This is a genomic window from Micromonospora sp. 050-3, assembly GCF_046549335.1.
GTDB classification, from domain to species: domain Bacteria; phylum Actinomycetota; class Actinomycetes; order Mycobacteriales; family Micromonosporaceae; genus Micromonospora; species Micromonospora trifolii.
In genome coordinates, this window is the sequence record NZ_JAJPVX010000002.1 from 374950 (window position 1) to 393509 (window position 18560).

The window sequence follows — 18560 nt, forward strand, 5'->3', positions numbered from 1 at the left end:
AATGAAGAACAGCGGCCAGCACGGCCGAGAGTGGTAAGTAAGGAGCACATCACATGCCCATCGCTTCCCCCGAGGCTTACGCGGAGATGCTGGACCGCGCCAAGGCTGGCCGGTACGCGTACCCCGCGATCAACGTGACCTCCTCCCAGACGCTGAACGCGGCGCTCAAGGGCTTCGCCGACGCGGAGAGCGACGGCATCATCCAGGTCTCCACCGGTGGCGCCGAATACCTCTCCGGCCCGTCGATCAAGGACATGGTCACCGGCGCGGTGGCGTTCGCCGCGTACGCGCACGAGGTTGCCAAGAAGTACTCGGTCAACATCGCCCTGCACACCGACCACTGCCCGAAGGACAAGCTGGACGGGTTCGTCCGTCCGCTGATGGCCATCTCGCAGGAGCGGGTGAAGCGCGGCGAGGAGCCGCTGTACCAGTCGCACATGTGGGACGGTTCGGCCGTGCCGGTCGCGGAGAACCTGCAGATCGCCGCGCAGCTGCTCGACGAGGCCGCCAAGGGCAAGATCGTCCTTGAGATCGAGGTCGGCGTCGTCGGTGGCGAGGAGGACGGCGTCGAGAACGCCATCAACGACAAGCTCTACACCACCACCGATGACGGTCTGGCCATGGTCGAGGCGCTCGGCCTCGGCGAGAAGGGCCGCTACATGGCGGCGCTGACCTTCGGCAACGTGCACGGCGTCTACAAGCCGGGCAACGTCAAGCTGCGTCCGGAGATCCTCAACCAGATCCAGGAGGCGGTCGGCGCCAAGTACGGCAAGGACAAGCCGCTCAGCCTGGTCTTCCACGGCGGCTCGGGCTCCCTGCTCAGCGAGATCCGTGAGGCTCTGGACTACGGCGTGGTGAAGATGAACATCGACACCGACACCCAGTACGCCTTCACCCGCCCCGTCGCGGACCACATGCTCCGCAACTACGACGGCGTGCTGAAGATCGACGGCGAGGTCGGCAACAAGAAGCAGTACGACCCGCGCGCCTGGGGCAAGGCCGCCGAGGCCGGCCTGGCCGCCCGCGTCGTCCAGGCCTGCGAGGACCTGCGTTCGACCGGCACCACGATGACCAAGTAACGACGTACCACCCGACGGCCGGCGCCCCGCAGGGGGAGCCGGCCGTCGTCGTCAGGTCGTCAGCAGGCGTACGGCCTCGCGGACGTCGTCGGTGAGGTGAATCGTCGACGACAGGTCACCGAACGGGGACGCGGCCAGCAGCGGGCGCAACAACGCCTCCACCGGCAGTTCCGTGGTCCAGTAGGCGCGGTCCAGGAAGATGTACGCCCCGCTGGCGCCGTCGGTGCCGTAGTAGGTCTTGGTGGCCGCCTGGAACACCTCCTGCACAGTTCCCGCCCGCCCCGGCGCGAAGACGATGCCGCCCCGGGCGAGGCGCAGGATGGTGTCCTCCCGGATCGCGTTCGAGAAGTACTTCGCGATCCGCCCGGCGAACAGGTTCGCCGGCTCGTGCCCGTACAGCCAGGTCGGAATGGCCAGACCACCCGCACGCGCCCAGCCCAGATCGTCGCCACGTTGCCGGGGCACCCCCGCGTACCGCTGCCGGACCGTCAGCGCCGTGGCCGTGTACCGGTGGTGGTCGGTGAAGTCGGGGGCGGTGGCCAGCAGGTCGATAGCAGCCGTCACGTCGGCCGCCGGCCGGTCCGCCAGGTAGGCGCCCAGGTTCGCGGCCTCCATCACACCCGGGCCGCCGCCGGTCACCACCAGCCGGTCGGCCCGCGCCAGCTCCCAACCCAGCACGGCCGCCATCCGGTACGCGGGACTGCCGCGCCGCACCGCGTGCCCGCCCATGATGCCCACCACCGACTGCGGCCCGTACGCGGTCAGCCAGACCCGGGTGGCGTCGGCCAACGCGTTGTCCACGCCGTGGTCGTGCAGCCGCTGACCCAGCGCCTCCCTCACGTCCGGCAGCGCGCCGCCGTGCGCGCGGTAGTGGTCGTACACCCGGGTGTCGTACATCCCGGTGAACCCGCCCTCGGCGAACCCGGCGGCCAGGTCGTCCGGGGTGTAGAGGTGCGTCGGCTGGGTCGGGTACGGCAACCCCGAGAACGGCGGCACCACGTTCGCGCCGCGCCGGACCAGGTCGGCACCCACGTCCCGGGACGCGAACCGGCAACCGACGAAGAGGGTGCCGGCGACGTCGACGCTGGTCAGGTCGGGTACCGGCGCGAGGTCGAGCCGCAGGCCCTGCACGGTCAGCCCGGTCAGTCGACCCGTGGTCAGCTGGTGGTCGAACTCGGCCCGGGTCTGGATCTCACCGGCGTGCAGGTGCGGCTCGATGACGTCCGCGGGAGGTGGGGTCGGCACCGGGCCATCCTGCCCCTCCGCCGGGGCCGGTCAAACCTCGGGCCAGGGGTGGAACCAACAGGAGCCCGGTGGTCGTGGCCACCGGGCTCCTGCATAACCGGTTCCTGGGGAGGCTCCGGACCATTAGTTGTAGTGGAAAACACCAGGCAGCGGCATAGGCCGCAGGCGTGACCAACTCCTCAGCCGTTCAGCGGGACACGTCGGCCGACCCGCTCGCGTGTCGCCCTGTCCAGCGGGTTGAATGGGGCGATGCAGAACCTTTTGCCAGAGCCACCGGCCACCCGCCTGCCCGTGAACGACGAGGCCGACGCCGCCCTGGCCGCCGCCGACGAGGCCGGCACCGATGAGGCGTACGCCAACGTGGCGGCCGGCTTCCCGACCTACAGCGCGGCCTGGGCGGAGCTCGCGGCGCGGGCGTTCGCGCAGGGCCAGGTGGTGACGGCGTACGCGTACGCCCGCACCGGCTACCACCGGGGCCTCGACCAGCTGCGCCGCAGTGGTTGGAAGGGGCACGGCCCGGTGCCGTGGTCGCACGAGTCCAACCGCGGCTTCCTCCGCTGCCTGTACGTGCTGTCCCGGGCCGCCGACGAGATCGGCGAGGCCGACGAGGCGGCCCGCTGTGCCCAGTTCCTGCGCGACTGCGACCCGGAAGCGGCGGACGCGCTGGCGAGCAACTGACCCCGCCCCGGCGGCCGGCCCGACATCGGGCCGGCCGTCGGTCTGTCACAACCCTTCGGCGACCGCAGCGGCGATCTTCAGCCAGGCGTCCCGGGTGGCCGAGGAGAGCCCGCCGTACCGGATCGGCTCGCCGCTGTCGATGAGCCGCTCGTACGGGGCCAGCAGCACCGCCCGGGTGCGGGCCGCGAAGTGCTCCTGGATGGCCGGCAGGTCGATCTCCTTGCGGGACGGCGGCATCGACACCACCGTCACGGCCTGACGGACCAGCCGTTGCCGGCCGCTCTGCTCCAGGTGGTCGAGCATCCGGGCGGCGGTCTCGGCGGAGTCGTTACGGGCCGACATGGTGACCACCAGTTGGTCGGTGGCGTCCATCGACGCCTGCCAGTTCTGCGCCCGGACGTTGTTCCCGGTGTCCACGAAGATCAACTTGTAGAACCGGCTGACCACCTCACGGATCTCGGCGAACGCGGCCGCGGTCAACATCTCGCCACCGGTGGCCGACTCGTCCGAGGCCAGGACGTCGAACATCCCCTCGCCCTGCGAGCGGACGTACTGCGACAGGTCGCCGACCCGCCCGTGCGCGCCCTGGAACTGCCCGAGGTCACGCAGCATGTCCCGCACCGTGCGGGAGTGGAAGTCCTGTTGGGCGCGCATCCCCAGGGTGCCCTGGGTCTCGTTGTTGTCCCAGGCCAGCACATAGCCGCCGCGCTTCTGACCGAACGTCATCGCGAGCAGCAGGATGGCCACCGTCTTACCCGCGCCGCCCTTCGGGTTGACCACGGTGACCTGCCGCAGACCGCCGAAGTTGCGGCGCACCATCTCGATGTCCCGCTTGAGCTCCTGCTCGTGCCGCCCCGGAGAGAGCCGGAGCAGCCCCATCTTGTTGACCACCGCGCGTACACCCATTGTCGCCACCGGGTCGGCGGGTCGAACCTGGCGGCGTCGGGCGAAGTCCTCGGCGGTCGGTGCGGCGGTGGTGTCCGGCGTCCAGCTCGCATCCGGGTACGCGGCCGCGTCCGGGTACGCGGGAGTCGGCACCCGGGTCACCCCATCGGCCTCCTGGTACGGCTGCCCGGGCGTGCCGCCGGGCGAGCCCTGCTGCCAGGGCGGTGGGTACCAACCCGGCGAGGGTGGGAACGGCCCGGGCGGTGGGGTCGCCGGCACGGCCTGCCCCGGATCGTGCTGCGGTGCGGCGAGGCCGTGCGGCGGACTGCTGAACTGCGTCACGTCGGGCGGCGGCGGAATCTGCGCGGGGCCGGGCTGGCCGGGGATGAACGGCTGCCCGGGATGTGCCTGCGCGGGACCGGCGTGCGGGACGACCGGCGGCGGAGGCGGAATCGGAGGCGTGGCGCCGGCCTCGTCCTGAACGGAAGTGGTCGCTCCAGCCGGGCGTTGCGGCGGGTACGCCCACGGCGACTCGGCAATCGGCCGCGCCGGCCCGTCGGCGGGCCCGTCCGCACCGGGCCCACCCGCCTGCTGCACCGGCTGGCCAGGCTGCTGCATCGGCCCGGCAGCCTGCGGTGTCGGCCCGCCAGTCTGTGGTGTCGGACCGCCAGCCCGCTGCAGCGGCCCGCCAGGTTGCGGTGCCGGCTCGGCTGCGGCGAGGGCTGCGGCCGAGGAGTCGGCCGGCGTGGGGCCGGCGGCCGTCGGGCTGTCGGTGGCGCTCGGGCTGGCGGTGGACGCGGTGGCGGCTGGGACGGACCGGTCGGTGGCTGCCGGCCGGTCGGTGCCTGCGGCAGTGGTGGGGCGGTCGGCGGCGGTCGGCTGGTCCAGGGTGAACGGCAGGTTCAGGTCGACGCCGCCCGTGGCGATCCGCGCGGAGGTCGGACCGCGGTCGCCGGGCTGTACCTGAGTCGCTCCGCCGCCCTGGCTGGCCGCGTCGGGTGCGGCACTGCCCGCGTCGCTGGCGGCAGGCCGGCCTTCCCTTGGCGCGGAGGTGGTGCTCGATGCCGCGGCGGCAGCGGGGATGCCGGGGCCGGCTGGCCCGCCGTTGCTCCCCGGGCCGGTCGCCGACGGCGTCGGTTGGGCACCGGTCGTCGGCGGAGCGGGCGGCGGAGACGCAGCGGCCGGGGCGGTCGGTGGCGGCCAACTCGGCTGCGCCGGCGCCCAACCCGACCCGACGCCGGACGGACCGCTGACCCCCCACCCCCCGGGCGCCGGGACGGCGCCGGTGAGCGACGGGTAGTCCGACGGCGAGGGCGGCGACTGGGCCGCGGCGCCGGGCTGGCCGGGAACCGGCGGGCGCCCGGTCGGCGGCGCGGCCACCGGTGGCGTGACCGGCGCCGTGACCGACGACGGCCCACCCCGCTGCTCGGCGACCGCAGCCCACGGCGGCACCGCGCCCCGGTCACCCGGATCTGGTGGCCAGAGTGGTTCGACGTCCCGCTCCGGCACCGGCTGCTGGCCGGGCACCTGCGCCCGGTCGGCGTTCTCGTCCATTACGGCCCTCCCCAGTCCTCCTGCGAGGATAGGCCCAATCGCCCAACAGGGCCGATCGCGCAGGCAGGTCGGCCGGTCGGTGCGGTCGAGGTCAGATCGACCAGACCGCCCAGGCGCCCGGCTCGACCCACCAGGAACGCTTACGGGTCAGGTCGCCCTCGACACCATCGTCGAGGTACGGCACCTTGCCCTCCCTGGGCAGCACCGACACCGCCCGCCCCCGGGCCCGCCGAACTTCGAGGCGTACCCGCTTGCGCCCCCACGCCGAGCGGACGACCACCGGCACGGCCACCGCGACCTCGACCTGGCCGTCGGCCGGGTCCGGCGCGGTCAGCAGAGTCACGTCGTTGAGCGTCGCGTACCCGCCGGCGTTGCCGACCGCGCAGGCCAGCAGCGGTTCCGCACCGTCGGTAAGGATGGTGTCGTCTACCTCCACCCGGGCCCGCCAGTGCAGTGGCCGGCCGGCGTCGTCGGCCGCGCCGAGGAGCGCGCCGTCCAGGGTCACCGAGCCGCCGTCGTTGCGCAGCAGGTCCAGCCGGCGGGGCGTGCCGTCCAGCACCGCGGCGGCCACCGCCGCCGGGTCGCGGGGCAGCCCGAGCTGCGCGGCCAGGTCCCGGTGGGTGCCGCCACGAGCCGGGTCGAGCGGGAGTACGGCCACCGGCGGCAGGTCGGGCAGGGTTCGGTTGCCGGGCAGATCCGCCGGGCGCTTGCTCGGCGCCGGGGCGTACCGCTTGACCAGCCGGCGCAGCACGGCGCGCAACTGCCCGTCGCTGGCCGTGGCGACGACCAGCCGGGTCTTGCTGTCCGGGTCCGGCCAGGTGAGGCCGTCCGGGCGGGCCGGGCCGTCGAGCCGGGCCAACACCGCGTCGATCTCCGCGTCGGAGCGGGCGGTGATCGTCTCCACCCGGGCGCCCCGGGCGTTCAGCGCGTCGGCGCACGCCAGCACCGGCACCCGTGGCCGCTCCGTCGCGCACTGCTCGGTATCGGTCTGGCCGCTGCTGGCCTGGTTGCTGTTGGCCTGGTTGGTGTCGGCCTGGCTGGTGTCGGTCCGGCTCGTCGGGGCGGTGTCGGCCCCGGTCGCGCCGCCGCAGCAGGCCCCGCCGCTGCCACAGCCCCCGGGAGCATCCCGCTCCGAACCGAGGGTGAGCAGCACCACGTCGTACACGGAAGGAGCCTCCTGCCTCTCGACGCGACCCCTGCCGGCCGCGCCGTCACTACTTGTTAACCTGACACCCCGGGCTCGCCGAGCGGTCGCCACCTGGCACCCGAGCCTTCTGGAGGCGGAAAAGATGCCAGCGATCGTGCTCATCGGCGCTCAGTGGGGCGACGAGGGCAAGGGCAAGGTTACCGACCTGCTGGGTGAGCGGGTCGACTACGTCGTGCGCTACTCCGGCGGCAACAACGCCGGGCACACGGTGATCACCCCGGACGGCCAGAAGTACGCCCTGCACCTGATGCCGTCCGGCGCGCTCTCACCGAACGCGATGATCGTCATCGGCAACGGTGTGGTGGTCGACCCGAAGGTGCTGCTCGCCGAGATCGACGGCCTGGCGGAGCGCGGCGTCGACGTGTCCCGGCTGCGGATCTCCGGTGACGCGCACCTGATCATGCCCCACCACCGGGCGCTGGACCGGGTCATCGAGCGCTACCTCGGTTCGTCCCGGATCGGCACCACCGGCCGCGGCATCGGCCCGGCGTACGGGGACAAGGTCGCCCGGATCGGCATCCGCCTCCAGGACCTGCTCGACCCGGGCATCCTGCGCAAGAAGCTGGAACTCGCGCTGCGCGAGAAGAACCAGATCCTGTTCAAGGTCTACAACCGCAAGGCGATCGACCTCGAGGCCACCGTCGAGGAGTACCTGGCGTACGCGGAGCGGCTCAAGCCGTACATCGCGGAGACCCGGGCGATGCTCTGGGACGCCCTGGACCGGGGCGAGACGGTGCTGCTGGAAGGCGCCCAGGCCACCATGCTCGACATGGACCACGGCACCTACCCCTTCGTGACCTCGTCCAACCCGACAGCCGGTGGCGCCTGCGTGGGCGCGGGCATCCCGCCGACCGCGATCACCAAGGTCATCGCGGTGAGCAAGGCGTACGCCACCCGAGTGGGTGCCGGGCCGTTCCCGACCGAGCTGTTCGACGCCAACGGTGACCACCTGCGCAAGATCGGCGCGGAGTACGGCACCACCACCGGGCGGGAGCGCCGGTGCGGGTGGTTCGACGCTGTCGTCGCCCGGTACGCCTGCCGCCTCAACGGCGTCACCGACCTTGTCATCACCAAGCTGGACGTGCTCACCGGCCTGCCCAAGGTGCCGATCTGCGTCGGCTACGAGATCAACGGCGTCCGGGTCGACGACATGCCGATGAGCCAGACGGACTTCCACCACGCCAAGCCCGTCTTCGAGGAACTCGACGGCTGGTGGGAGGACATCACCAAGGCCCGCACCATCGACGAGCTCCCGGAGAACGCCCGCCGCTACATCGCGAGGGTCGAAGAACTCTGCAACACGAAGGTGAGCGTCGTTGGGGTGGGCCCAGGCCGAGAAGAAAACGTAGTCCTCCACCCCCTCCTCCCCTAACCCACCCCTCTGGGGGTTGATCATGAAGTTATTGCCAGCCACGTCAGCGTGTCGTGGCAATAACTTCATGATCAACGCGTGCTGATCGCCTGGTTATCCACAGGCGTTCGGTGGTTGTCCACTGGGGGGTGTTTCGGGTTTCGGGTTGAGCCAGGGTGGCGGGGTGGACGCCTTGGATGTGGTGCGGCGGGTTGCAGCCGTGCGGGACGGAGTCGTGACGCTCAGGCAAGCGCGCGCAGCCGGCTTGACCACGCATGAGGTGCAGCGGCTCTGTCGGGCTGGCCGCTGGCGGGTCGTGGTGCGTGGCACCTACCTCGTGGACGCCGACCTGTACGACGGAGTCCCTCGAGCGGCGCGAATCAGGGCTGCGGTGGCCTCCTTTGGGCCGGCCGCAGCCGCTGTGCTCGCAACGGCAGCCGAACTGCACGGGCTGGCCGGTCTGCGGGCCACTGGGGTGATCGACCTGTCGGTGCCAGGCCCGATCGCCAGGCCGGCCCGGCTCGCCCACCCGGAGGTGGTGGTCCATCAGTTGGTCATCCAGCCCGAGCAGATTGTCCGGGTGAACGGAGTCACCACCACCGACCCGCTGCGGACCCTTGCTGACGTGAGTCTGCGGGTTGATCGTTATTCGGCAGTGAGCCTGCTGGATTCGGCCCTGAATCGGCGGCTCGTGACCACCGATGACCTGCTCTCCATTCCGCGCCTCATTCGCGGCCGACGCGGTGCGGTCGCTGCGCGCGGCTATCTCAGCGATGCCGATGGGCGTTCACAGTCCCCGCTTGAGACTCGGACGCGGCTGCGCTGCGTGGACGGGAAGGTGCCACCGGACGCACTGCAACTTGAGGTCCGCGATGAGGACGGCTACCTGTTGGGGATCGGCGATCTCGGCTGGCGTGATCCCCGGATCATCGCCGAGGCCGACGGCCGCGGCCCACACGACGCCCCGGAGGCTGCCTACGCCGACCGCCGCCGCCAGAACCGCCTAGTCAACGCCGGCTGGACCGTTCTCCGATTCACCTGGCAGGACACCCTCCGCCCCGACTACATCCCCTGGACGATCCGCCAAGCGATCGCCGCCGCTCGCCGCCGTTGATCATGAAGTTATTGCCACGACACGCCTTGATGGAGGGCAATAACTTCATGATCAACGGTGGGGTACTGGGGGACAGTAGGATCTCGGGCGTGCGGGTTCTTTTGGTGGGTGGTGGTGGGCGGGAGCACGCTCTTGCGCTTGGGTTGTCTGGCGACTCGGGGGTTTCCGCGCTGATCGCGGCGCCGGGTAATCCGGGGATCGCCGACGTGGCCGAGCTGCGGACTGTCACTCCGACAGACCCGGCCGCGGTGGCCGCGTTGGCCGTGGAGGTGGCGGCCGACCTGGTGGTGGTCGGGCCCGAGGCGCCTCTGGTCGCCGGGGTCGCCGATGCGGTACGCGCCAAGGGCATCGCCGTGTTCGGTCCGTCCGGTGCGGCCGCGCAGTTGGAGGGCTCCAAGGCGTTCGCCAAGGACGTGATGACCGCCGCCGGCGTGCCGACCGCCCGGGCGTACGTCTGCACGGACGAGGAGAGCACCGCTCGGGCGCTGGACGAGTTCGGCGCGCCGTACGTGGTGAAGGACGACGGTCTCGCCGCCGGCAAGGGCGTGGTGGTGACCGACGACCGGGCCGCCGCGCTGGCGCATGCCAACGAGTGTGGACGTGTCGTGGTCGAGGAGTTCCTCGACGGCCCGGAGGTCAGCCTCTTCGTGGTGACCGACGGCGAGGCGGCGCTGCCGTTGGTGCCGGCACAGGACTTCAAGCGGCTCGGCGACGGCGACACCGGGCCGAACACCGGCGGCATGGGGGCGTACGCGCCGCTGGCCTGGACTCCGCCCGGCCTGGTCGACGACGTGATGCGCGATGTGGTCCACCCGACGCTCGCGGAGATGCGTCGCCGGGGCACCCCGTTCGCCGGCCTGCTCTACGTCGGGCTCGCGATCACCGCCGCCGGCCCTCGGGTGATCGAGTTCAATGCGCGCTTCGGTGACCCGGAGACCCAGGTGGTGCTCGCGTTGCTGGAGACCCCGCTGGGAGGGCTGCTGCACGCGGCGGCCACCGGCTCGTTGGCCGAGCACCCGCCGCTGCGGTGGCGCGACGGCAGCGCCGTGACCGTTGTGCTCGCCTCGGCGGGCTATCCGGCGGCGCCGCGCACCGGCGACGTGATCACCGGCGCGGACCGTCCGGGCATCATCCACGCGGGCACCGCCCGCCGGGCCAGCGACGGCGCGTTGCTCTCCGCCGGCGGCCGTGTCCTCTGCGGTACGGCCACCGGCACCGACCTGGCTGCCGCGCGGGACGCCGCGTACGCGCTGGTGGACGGGGTGGAGCTGGCCGGCTCGCAGCACCGCACCGACATCGCTGCCGCCGCGATCGAGGATCGGATCACGATTCCCGGCTGAACTCGGGCAACCCCCGGCCGTCCCGCCGCCGTTTGACCGGTGAGACGAGGGGGTGGCCGGAATGCCGGTCGATGTCGAGGGTTACCGCGACTACGTCGGTGCGCGGCTGGAGCCGTTGCGCCGCACGGCGTACCTGCTCTGCGGTGACTGGCACACGTCCGACGATCTGGTGTCGGCGACGCTGGTCAAGTTGCTCCGGCACTGGTCGCGGGTGTCCGTCATGGACAACCCGGACGCGTACTCCAGGCGGATCCTGCTGCGGGTCTGGCTGGACGAGCGGCGTCGGCCCTGGCGGCGGGAGGCCGCCTGGGCCGAGGTGCCGGATCGCGCGGTCGCGGCCACCGGCACCGACGGCGCGGCTGACCGGCTGACCCTTCTCGCCCTGCTGGCCGAGCTGCCGCCGCGTCGCCGCGCGGTCCTCGTGCTGCGCTACTTCTGCGACCTGTCCGTCGAGGAGACCGCGCGGGAACTCGGCTGCACTCCAGGCACCGTCAAGAGCCAGTCGGCACGTGGCATCGAGGCGATGAGAGCCCGCCTCGCCCCGATGCCGGATCGAGTCGAGGAGGTACGCAACGATGGATGAGCTCTACGACCAACTGCGTGCGGCTGTCGCCCAGGCGCCGCCGACTCGGATCGACGTGGACGAACTGATCCTGGCCGACCGGCGCCGCCGCCAGCACCGGGCGTGGGCGTTGACCGGCTCCGGGGTGGCCGTGGCCGTGATCGCACTGACGTCGACACTGGTCACCGGGCCGTACCGGGACGCGCGGGAGCCGACGGCGAACACCGGCCCGTCGCTCTGTGCCCAGCTGAACGCGTCTCCCAGCGGGTCCGCGTCTCCGTTCGAGCGGTACGGCACGGCACCGCCGTTCCCGTCGGAGCAGCCAGCCGACGCTGCGGTCCGGCTGACCGTGGCGCTGCGCGCCGCTCTGAGCGTCAATCTGCCTCAGGACCTGACTGTCGATTCGGGGGTGCCCGGGTGTCCGCTGCCGGAGCTCTCGTACGAGCGCACGATGAGCGGGTACGTCTACAGCGCGACGATCCAGCTGTCCCGAGGTGGTGATCGCGGCGAGATGGTCATCGGGATGAATCCGACCCTCGGGGCGGTTCTTGGATGCCGGGCCGGCCCGTCCGATAACGACTGCTCGGTCGATCAGTACCCGGACGGCAGCCAGGCGATGTCGGGTACCGATGTCGACCCGGCGGGTACCAGCTCGCGCGCGGCGACGGTGCTGCGTCCCGACCGAACTACGGTCGTGGTCAAGCTGGACCAACCCGGCGCGTCCGTGGACGAGCTGTTGCTGACCGAGGATCAGCTAATGACCCTTGCCCGGTGGCCGGGTTTCACCCTGTACCCGTGAGCGACCGTCAGCCGTAGTAGCGGCGCAGTTCTCGGGTGAGCACCTTGCCGGTGGCGTTGCGGGGCAGGTACTTCACGAAGATCACGTCCCGGGGGACGCTGAACCGGGCCAGGAAGTGCCGGACGTACTCGCGGACCGCCTCGGGGTCGAGGGTCTCGCCGGGGTGCAGGGCGAGGAACGCGGCGAGGCGCTGGCCGTACTCGGGGTCGGGCACGCCGATCACTGCCGCCTCGCGGACCTGCGGTAGTTGCGCGAGCAGGTCCTCCACCTCGGACGGGAAGACGTTCTCGCCGCCGGAGACGATCATGTCGTCGGCTCGGCCGTCGACGAAGAGCAGCCCGTCGGCGTTGAGCCGGCCGAGGTCGCCGGTGTCGAGCAGGCCGTCATGGGTTTCCCGGCTGGCACCGGAGGTGTAGCCCTCGAAGAGCATCTCGTTGCCGACGAAGATCCGCCCGACCCGTCCGTCCGGTACGGCCTGGCCGTCGTCGTCGAGCAGCTCCAGCCGGGTGCCGTGCGGCGGACGACCAGCGGTGGTGGGTGCCTGACGCAGGTCCTGCGGGCCGGCGATGGAGGCCCAGGAGACCTCGGTGGAGCCGTAGAGGTTGTAGAGGACGTCGCCGTAGACGTCCATGAACTTCGGGGCCAGCCCGCCGGGCAGGGCGGAGCCGCTGACCGCGACGACAGTGAGCGGGGGGCGCGGGTCCGGCGGGGGCACCTCCAGCAGTCGCTGCATCATCACCGGTACGGCGAAGAGCGCGTTGCACCGATGAGCGCTCAGGGCGGCGAGCGTGGCGGCCGGGTCGAAGCGGCGGTGCAGCACGATGGTGGCCCGTAGTGCCAGGCAGACCTGGAGGGCGGCGAATCCCCAGGTGTGGAAGATCGGCGCGGCGATCATCACCCGGTCCCGGGCGTGCAGGGGGATGCGGTCGATGATGGACACCAGTGGGCCGAAGCCGCTGGGCGTCGGTCGGCGAGCGCCCTTGGGCGTGCCGGTGGTGCCGGAGGTGAGCACGATGATCCGGCCGTCGCGCTCGGGCGGGTGCAGGTCACCCGGCAGCGCCCCGGCCACCAACTCCTCGCGGGCGCGTTCGTCGAGCCGGGGCAGCTCGGCGGGGAGGCCGAGGACCCGCTCGGCGAACTCGTCGTCGTGAACGAGGAGCCGCAGCCGCTGCTCCTCGGCGACGGTGCCCAGTTGCGCGGCGCTGAGCCCGGTGTTTACCAGTACCGCGTCGACGCCGAGCAGGGTGGCGGCGACGATCGTCTCGATCAGCCCGTGGTGGTTGCGGCAGAGCACGCCGACCCGGTCGCCGGCCTGTACGCCGAGCCCGGCCCGCATGGAACGGGCCATCCGTTCGGCCCGGTCGAGCAGGTCGTGGTAGGTCAGCTCGACGCCGTTCTCATCGATGACGGCGGGACGGCCCGGGTCCCGGGCGGCTGCTTGGCGTAGCTCGCCTGCCAGGCTCCACCCCCACGTTCGCAACGCGTTGAGCTGCGAGGCGACCCGGACCGGGCTGCCGGGGGTGAGCAGCCCGCGACGGGTCAGCGTGGCAACGATGAACGGCAGGTCCATGCCGCAGACCTCCTCGGGGTGGTGCGCGGGCGGGGCGGTCGCCCACCCGTCCATCAGGCTTCTTTCCTTGATCATGCACTGGGCGCGGCTGAAGGCCCAGTTGGCGTCGGCGTGGGGTGACAAAGACGGCACAGATCGTGGAATCCGGGCCACCGTCGGCCCGACCCCGTGGAGAAGGGGCTGGGCCGACGGCGGTCAGCGGATCTGCATCCCGGAGATCGCCCGGGAGATGACCAGTCGTTGGATTTCCGAGGTGCCCTCGAAGATGGTGTAGATCTTGGCGTCCCGATACCAGCGCTCGACCGGGTGGTCACGCAGGAAGCCGGCTCCGCCGAGCAGTTGCACGGCCTTCTCGGTGACCGACACGGCCACCTCGCCGGCCTTGAGCTTGGACATCGACCCTTCGCCGGCGGTGAACGGGCGGTTGTTGCGGCCCATCCACGAGGCCCGCCAGACCAGCAGCCGCGCCGCGTCGATCTCCATCCGCATGTCGGCCAGCGCGAACGCGACCGCCTGGTTCTCGATGATCGGGCGTCCGAACTGGACCCGGTCCTTCGCGTAGTCGAGGGCGTACTCGTAGGCGGCCCGGGCCACGCCGAGCGCCTGGGCGCCGACGGTGGGTCGGGACAGCTCGAAGGTGCGCATCGCTGCCTGTCCGGTGGCCCGCTGACCGGAGCGGGCCCGGTCCAGGCGTTCCAGCAGGGCGTCCCGTCCGCCGAGCAGGCAGCGGCCGGGTACGCGTACCCCGTCGAGGAAGACGTCCGCGGTGTGTGACGCGCGGAGGCCGAGTTTGCGCAGCTTGCGGGTGGCGGCCAGGCCGGGGGTGCCCGGCGGTACGACGAACGCCGCCTGGCCCCGGGAGCCGAGCGCGCTGTCGACGGAGGCGGTGACCACGTGCACTCCGGCGATTCCGCCGTTCGTGGCGTACGCCTTCTGGCCGGTGAGCACCCACTCGTCGGTGGCCTCGTCGTAGACGGCCCGGGTGCGCATCGCGCCGACGTCGGAGCCGGCTTCCGGCTCGCTGGTGCAGAAGGCGGCGACGGCCGGCGAGTCGACGTCGCCGAAGCACTGCGGCACCCATTCGACCATCTGGTCCGGGGTGCCGGCGCCGTAGATGGCGGCGACGGCGAGCGAGGTGCCGAAGATGCTCATGCCGATGCCGGCGTCACCCCAGAAGAGTTCTTCGCTGGCGATCGGCAGGGAGAGCCCGGTCGGGTCGGCCCAGCAGGTGGCGAGGAACTCGAAGCCGTAGAGGCCGACCTTGGCGGCTTCCTGGATCACCGGCCACGGGGTGTCCTCGCGCTCGTCCCACTCGGCGGCGGCCGGGCGCACGACCTCGGCGGCGAAGCCGTGCACCCAGTCGCGTAGATCCCGCTGTTCCTCGTTCAGGTCGAGCGAGAACTCAGCCATGTCAGGCCTTGGGGATGTCGAACAGGTTGGCGATGTTGGCGGCGAGGCCGAGGTCGCCCTTCGCCTTCAACTTGCCGGTCATGAACATCATCACCGGGTTGGCGCCACCGGAGACGATCTTCAGGAACTCGACCGGGCCCATCGTGAGGCTCAGCTTCGGGTCGTGCTGCGGGGTCTCGTTCACGACGCAGGTGCCGTCGGCGATGACCACCTCGTAGGTGTCGCTGCCGCCGTCGGGGCGACCGGTGATGATCCAGTGGATGACCGCGTTTGTGGAACCGGCCCGGTCCGCGCGGAACAGCGACGGCATCCGGCCGAACACCTCGCCCAGGACCTTGTCGCGCATGTCGCCGGACATCACCTGGGCGATCTTGTCGTCCGGGGTGGACTTGACCAGCTGGGCAAACTCCTTGGGGCCGACGTTGGCGAAGGTGGCCGGGTCGAAGTCAGTCATCAGGTGCGCCTTCCGGAAGATTGGCTACTCGCGCGTAACCCTACGCACGAGTAGGTATGCTCGCAAGGTGTCCAGCGTCCCTGCCTTCAAGCGCCTGCCTCGCGCCGTCCGCGAGCAGCAGATGCTCGATGCGGCCGTCAAGGTCTTCTCCCGACGTGGCTTCCACGCCGCCAGCATGGACGAGATCGCCGAGGACGCCGGCATCTCCAAACCCATGGTGTACGCGTACCTCGGCACCAAGGAGGAACTCTTCGTCGCCTGCCTGCACCGGGAGGGAACCCGGATGATGCAGGCCATCGCCGGGGCGGCGGCCCCCGACCTGCCGGCCGACGAGCGGCTCTGGCGCGGGCTGAGGGCGTTCTTCGGCTTCGTGGGCGCCCACCGGGACGGCTGGGCGGTGCTCTACCGGCAGGCCCGGGGCGAGCAGCCGTTCGCCGGTGAGCTGGCCACCATGCGGGCCCGGCTGGTCGAGGTGGTCGCCGGAATGCTCGACCACGCGCTGCGCGCCGAGGGCCGCGAGATCGCCGCCATCGACCTGGAGGTCGTCGCGTACGCCCTGGTCGGCGCGACCGAGTCGTTGGCCGACTGGCTCGCGGACCACCCGGACGCCGACCCGGAGAAGACGGCCACCCGGATGATGAACGTGGCCTGGCTCGGTGCCGCTCAACTGCTGCACGGCGTCACCTGGCGTCCGCCGACCGACTGACGGCCCCGGCGGAGAGAGCGGCCGGGCCCGGCTCGCCGGCCCGCGCCGCACGGCGCCGGTTGCGGAGCCAGCGGGCCACCTCGACGACCACAGTCACCGTCAGGGCGAGGCCCAGACCGAGCAGGAGACCACGCAGCGGGTCCTGCTCGAAGGCCAGCCCGCCGACGTAGCCGACCAGCGCCGAGTAGAGCCCCCACGAGATGGCGGCCAGGGCGTCGAAGGCCAGGAACCGTCGCCGGGGATAGCGCACAGCACCCATGGTGAGTGTGACAGCGGTGCGGCCGCCCGGAATGTAGCGGGCCACGGTGAGGATCAGACCGCCCCGGGTGGCGATCCCCCGACGGGCCCGGTCGATGGCGGCGCGGCGTCGACCGTCGGGCGGCAGCCGGTCGAGCAGCCGGGTGCCGCCACCCCGCCCGATGGCGTACGAGATGTGGTCGCCGACCAGCGCCCCGGCGGCGGCCACCAGGATCACCGCCGGCAGGTACGGCGCTCCGGAGGCCGCGAACACCCCCGCGGTGATCACCGCCGTCTCGCTCGGCACCACCGGAAAGAAGCCGTCGAGCACCGCGATCGCGAAGATCGCCAGGTACACCCAGGGTGAGGACATCGTGTCGTGCAGCAGGTCGAGCAGATCCATGATCCCGATGCTGGTCGGGTCGGCGGCTCCCGACATCGGCCACTGGTCAGGTGGGCGGCACTACTTAGGTAGCGGCCGGCCCGGACTGCGGATCGGGGTCATCCCCCACCTCACCCGGGTCCCGGGGCGCGGGGCGGCCCCTTGCGCCCAAAGGGCCCTAGGCTCGCTGCGTGGCCTCCAGCGCCGTCGCCCTCCGGTGGGTCGTCCATCGGTACGCCCCGCCGCTGCTCGCCGTCCTGGTCGCCGCGGCCGTCTGGGCCAGCGCGACAGGCGACCTCGGGGTCCGCTCACCGCTGCCGGGCGCGGTCGTGCTGTTGATCGCACTGGGCTCCGCGTGGGCCGCCGGCACGGTCCGGACCCGCCGTTGGCCGTTGTTCCTGGCCGCGGCGGTCGGCTGGTTGGTGCTCGCCGCGGCGGCCGCCGGGGTGCTGGCCTCGTACCAGGCGGGTCTGCGGTTGCGCGGTCGCCAACTCGCCGGCTACCTCGCCGGGGCGGCAGTGGTGCTGACGGGCGGGGTGCTGGTCGGGCTGGCGGTGGGTGGCGTACGCCGGATCACCACCGCCACCACCGGCAACGTGCTGCTGCTCGCCGCCTGTCTGGTGGGGCTTCCGTTGGTCTTCGGCCTCTGGGTGCGGGCCCGTCAGGACACGCTCGCCGTACTGCGGGACCGGGCCGAGCGGCTGGAACGCGAGCAGGAGGCCCGCGCCGACCGGGTCCGTGCCGAGGAGCGGACCCGGATCGCCCGGGAGATGCACGACGTGGTGGCGCACCGGGTGTCGCTGATGGTGGTGCATGCCGGGGCGCTGGAGGTGACCGCCGTGGACCCGGCAACCGTCGAGGCCGCCGCGCTGATCCGGACGACCGGCCGGCAGGCGCTGACCGACCTGCGCGAGGTGCTGGGTGTGCTGCGCCAGGCCGGCTCGACAGTGACGCCGGAGCGAGGGCTCGACACGTTGGACGAGTTGATCGGGGAGTCCCGTGCCGCCGGGCTGCGGGTGTCCCGGCAGGACGAGGGCGTGCCGACGGCACTACCCGCGACGCTGGGGCGTACCGCGTACCGGGTGGTCCGTGAGGCGCTGACCAACGTGCGCAAGCACGCGGCCGACGCCGAGACGACTGTCTGCCTGCGCTATCTGCCCGACGGGCTGGAGGTGCTGGTCCGCAACGGCCCGTCCGAGGGCGGGTCGGCGCTGCCCGGCGCCGGCCAGGGGCTGCTCGGTCTGCGGGAACGGGTGGAGTTGCTCGGCGGCCGGTTGGAGGCGACTCCGGTCGACGGCGGCTTCCTGGTCCGGGCCCTGATCCCGCTGGCGGGTGCGGCGTGATTCGGGTGGTGGTGGTCGACGACGAGCAGTTGGTCCGTGCCGGGCTGCGGCTGATCCTCGAGGCGGCGGAGGACATCACAGTCGTCGGCGAGGCGGCGGACGGCGCCGGCGCGCTGGAGCAGGCCCTGCGGTTACGCCCCGACGTGGTGCTGCTCGACGTGCGGATGCCGGGCGTCGACGGGCTGACCGTCGCGCCCGACGTGGTCGCCGCCGGTCCGAAAGTGATCATGTTGACCACCTTCGACCTCGACGAGTACGTGCACCGCGCGCTGCGGGCCGGCGCTGTCGGCTTCCTGCTCAAGGACACCCCGCCCCGCGAGTTGGCCACCGCCGTTCGTACGGTGGCCGCCGGGAACGCGATGCTCGCCCCGACGGTGACCCGGCGCCTGATCAGCTCGTTCGCCGAGCGTGGTCCGGCCCGCCGGGACGCGGCCCGCGAGCGGCTCGCACCGCTGACCGAGCGGGAGCTGGCGATCGTCCGGGAGGTGGCGCGCGGGCACGGCAACGCGGAGATCGCCCGGCGGCTGACGATGAGCGAGGCCACCGTCAAGGCACACGTCAGCCGGGCGCTGGCGAAACTCCATGCGGGCAACCGGGTGCAGTTGGCCATCCTGGTGTACGACGCCGACCTGCTGTGACGGGTG

Annotated in this window: 17 protein-coding genes; 10 read left to right on the top strand and 7 right to left on the bottom strand. The window is 72.0% G+C overall.

The window, feature by feature from the left end; all coding sequences use genetic code 11:
• Window positions 1-53 precede the first annotated feature (53 nt).
• Window positions 54-1079: a class II fructose-bisphosphate aldolase gene (gene fbaA, locus ACLJOK_RS16710; RefSeq protein ID WP_357243449.1), complete on the top strand. Its 1026-nt coding sequence runs from the start codon at window positions 54-56 to the stop codon at window positions 1077-1079.
• A 51-nt stretch (window positions 1080-1130) separates the two neighbouring features.
• On the opposite strand, the gene ACLJOK_RS16715 is transcribed toward fbaA, so the two are convergent.
• Window positions 1131-2324 (bottom strand): LOG family protein, encoded by a 1194-nt coding sequence (locus tag ACLJOK_RS16715; RefSeq protein ID WP_410819750.1) that lies wholly within the window; start codon window positions 2322-2324, stop codon window positions 1131-1133.
• A gap of 249 nt (window positions 2325-2573) precedes the next feature.
• Here ACLJOK_RS16715 and ACLJOK_RS16720 point away from each other — a divergent pair, with 249 nt between their 5' ends.
• On the top strand, window positions 2574-3002 hold the full coding sequence (locus ACLJOK_RS16720) for a DUF3151 domain-containing protein (protein WP_410819751.1): 429 nt from the start codon (window positions 2574-2576) through the stop codon (window positions 3000-3002).
• 45 nt (window positions 3003-3047) lie between these two features.
• On the opposite strand, the gene ACLJOK_RS16725 is transcribed toward ACLJOK_RS16720, so the two are convergent.
• Complete coding sequence (locus tag ACLJOK_RS16725; RefSeq protein WP_410821514.1) at window positions 3048-4970, bottom strand: chromosome partitioning protein; 1923 nt, start codon at window positions 4968-4970, stop codon at window positions 3048-3050.
• Window positions 4971-5532: 562 nt separating this feature from the next.
• Window positions 5533-6606, bottom strand: a complete 1074-nt coding sequence (locus ACLJOK_RS16730) for a diacylglycerol kinase family protein (protein ID WP_410819752.1) — start codon at window positions 6604-6606, stop codon at window positions 5533-5535.
• A 124-nt stretch (window positions 6607-6730) separates the two neighbouring features.
• Here ACLJOK_RS16730 and ACLJOK_RS16735 point away from each other — a divergent pair, with 124 nt between their 5' ends.
• From ACLJOK_RS16735 to ACLJOK_RS16755, 5 genes are all read left to right on the top strand, one after another.
• Window positions 6731-8020, top strand: a complete 1290-nt coding sequence (locus ACLJOK_RS16735; protein WP_410819753.1) for an adenylosuccinate synthase — start codon at window positions 6731-6733, stop codon at window positions 8018-8020.
• A gap of 163 nt (window positions 8021-8183) precedes the next feature.
• Window positions 8184-9113, top strand: coding sequence for a type IV toxin-antitoxin system AbiEi family antitoxin domain-containing protein (locus ACLJOK_RS16740; RefSeq protein WP_410819754.1), 930 nt, complete (start codon window positions 8184-8186; stop codon window positions 9111-9113).
• Window positions 9114-9202: 89 nt separating this feature from the next.
• Complete coding sequence (gene purD / locus ACLJOK_RS16745; RefSeq protein ID WP_410819755.1) at window positions 9203-10453, top strand: phosphoribosylamine--glycine ligase; 1251 nt, start codon at window positions 9203-9205, stop codon at window positions 10451-10453.
• 61 nt (window positions 10454-10514) lie between these two features.
• A complete protein-coding gene (locus tag ACLJOK_RS16750; RefSeq protein WP_410819756.1) occupies window positions 10515-11036 on the top strand; it encodes a SigE family RNA polymerase sigma factor in 522 nt (173 codons plus the stop codon).
• Window positions 11029-11814 carry a hypothetical protein gene (locus ACLJOK_RS16755; protein ID WP_410819757.1) on the top strand — a complete coding sequence of 262 codons (786 nt, stop codon included), beginning with the start codon at window positions 11029-11031 and terminating at the stop codon, window positions 11812-11814. The genes ACLJOK_RS16750 and ACLJOK_RS16755 overlap by 8 nt, the downstream gene beginning before the upstream one ends.
• Window positions 11815-11821: 7 nt before the next feature.
• On the opposite strand, the gene ACLJOK_RS16760 is transcribed toward ACLJOK_RS16755, so the two are convergent.
• The 3 genes from ACLJOK_RS16760 to ACLJOK_RS16770 all read right to left on the bottom strand — a co-directional run bounded on the left by ACLJOK_RS16760 (window position 11822) and on the right by ACLJOK_RS16770 (window position 15248).
• Window positions 11822-13384: an AMP-binding protein gene (locus ACLJOK_RS16760; RefSeq protein ID WP_410821515.1), complete on the bottom strand. Its 1563-nt coding sequence runs from the start codon at window positions 13382-13384 to the stop codon at window positions 11822-11824.
• Window positions 13385-13579: 195 nt separating this feature from the next.
• Entirely contained in the window at window positions 13580-14794 is a 1215-nt protein-coding gene (locus ACLJOK_RS16765) for an acyl-CoA dehydrogenase family protein (RefSeq protein ID WP_410819758.1), read from the bottom strand.
• A gap of 1 nt (window position 14795) precedes the next feature.
• Window positions 14796-15248: an SCP2 sterol-binding domain-containing protein gene (locus ACLJOK_RS16770; protein WP_030332160.1), complete on the bottom strand. Its 453-nt coding sequence runs from the start codon at window positions 15246-15248 to the stop codon at window positions 14796-14798.
• Between the two features lie 67 nt (window positions 15249-15315).
• Between ACLJOK_RS16770 and ACLJOK_RS16775 the strand changes: the two genes are divergently transcribed.
• Window positions 15316-15954 (top strand): TetR/AcrR family transcriptional regulator, encoded by a 639-nt coding sequence (locus ACLJOK_RS16775; protein ID WP_358139426.1) that lies wholly within the window; start codon window positions 15316-15318, stop codon window positions 15952-15954.
• Here ACLJOK_RS16775 and ACLJOK_RS16780 read toward each other — a convergent pair.
• Complete coding sequence (locus ACLJOK_RS16780) at window positions 15929-16594, bottom strand: DedA family protein (RefSeq protein ID WP_410819759.1); 666 nt, start codon at window positions 16592-16594, stop codon at window positions 15929-15931. The two genes, ACLJOK_RS16775 and ACLJOK_RS16780, sit on opposite strands and share 26 nt — an antisense overlap.
• A 170-nt stretch (window positions 16595-16764) precedes the next feature.
• Between ACLJOK_RS16780 and ACLJOK_RS16785 the strand changes: the two genes are divergently transcribed.
• Window positions 16765-17916: a sensor histidine kinase gene (locus ACLJOK_RS16785; protein WP_410819760.1), complete on the top strand. Its 1152-nt coding sequence runs from the start codon at window positions 16765-16767 to the stop codon at window positions 17914-17916.
• Window positions 17913-18554 carry a response regulator gene (locus ACLJOK_RS16790; RefSeq protein WP_410819761.1) on the top strand — a complete coding sequence of 214 codons (642 nt, stop codon included), beginning with the start codon at window positions 17913-17915 and terminating at the stop codon, window positions 18552-18554. The genes ACLJOK_RS16785 and ACLJOK_RS16790 overlap by 4 nt, the downstream gene beginning before the upstream one ends.
• Window positions 18555-18560 lie beyond the last annotated feature (6 nt).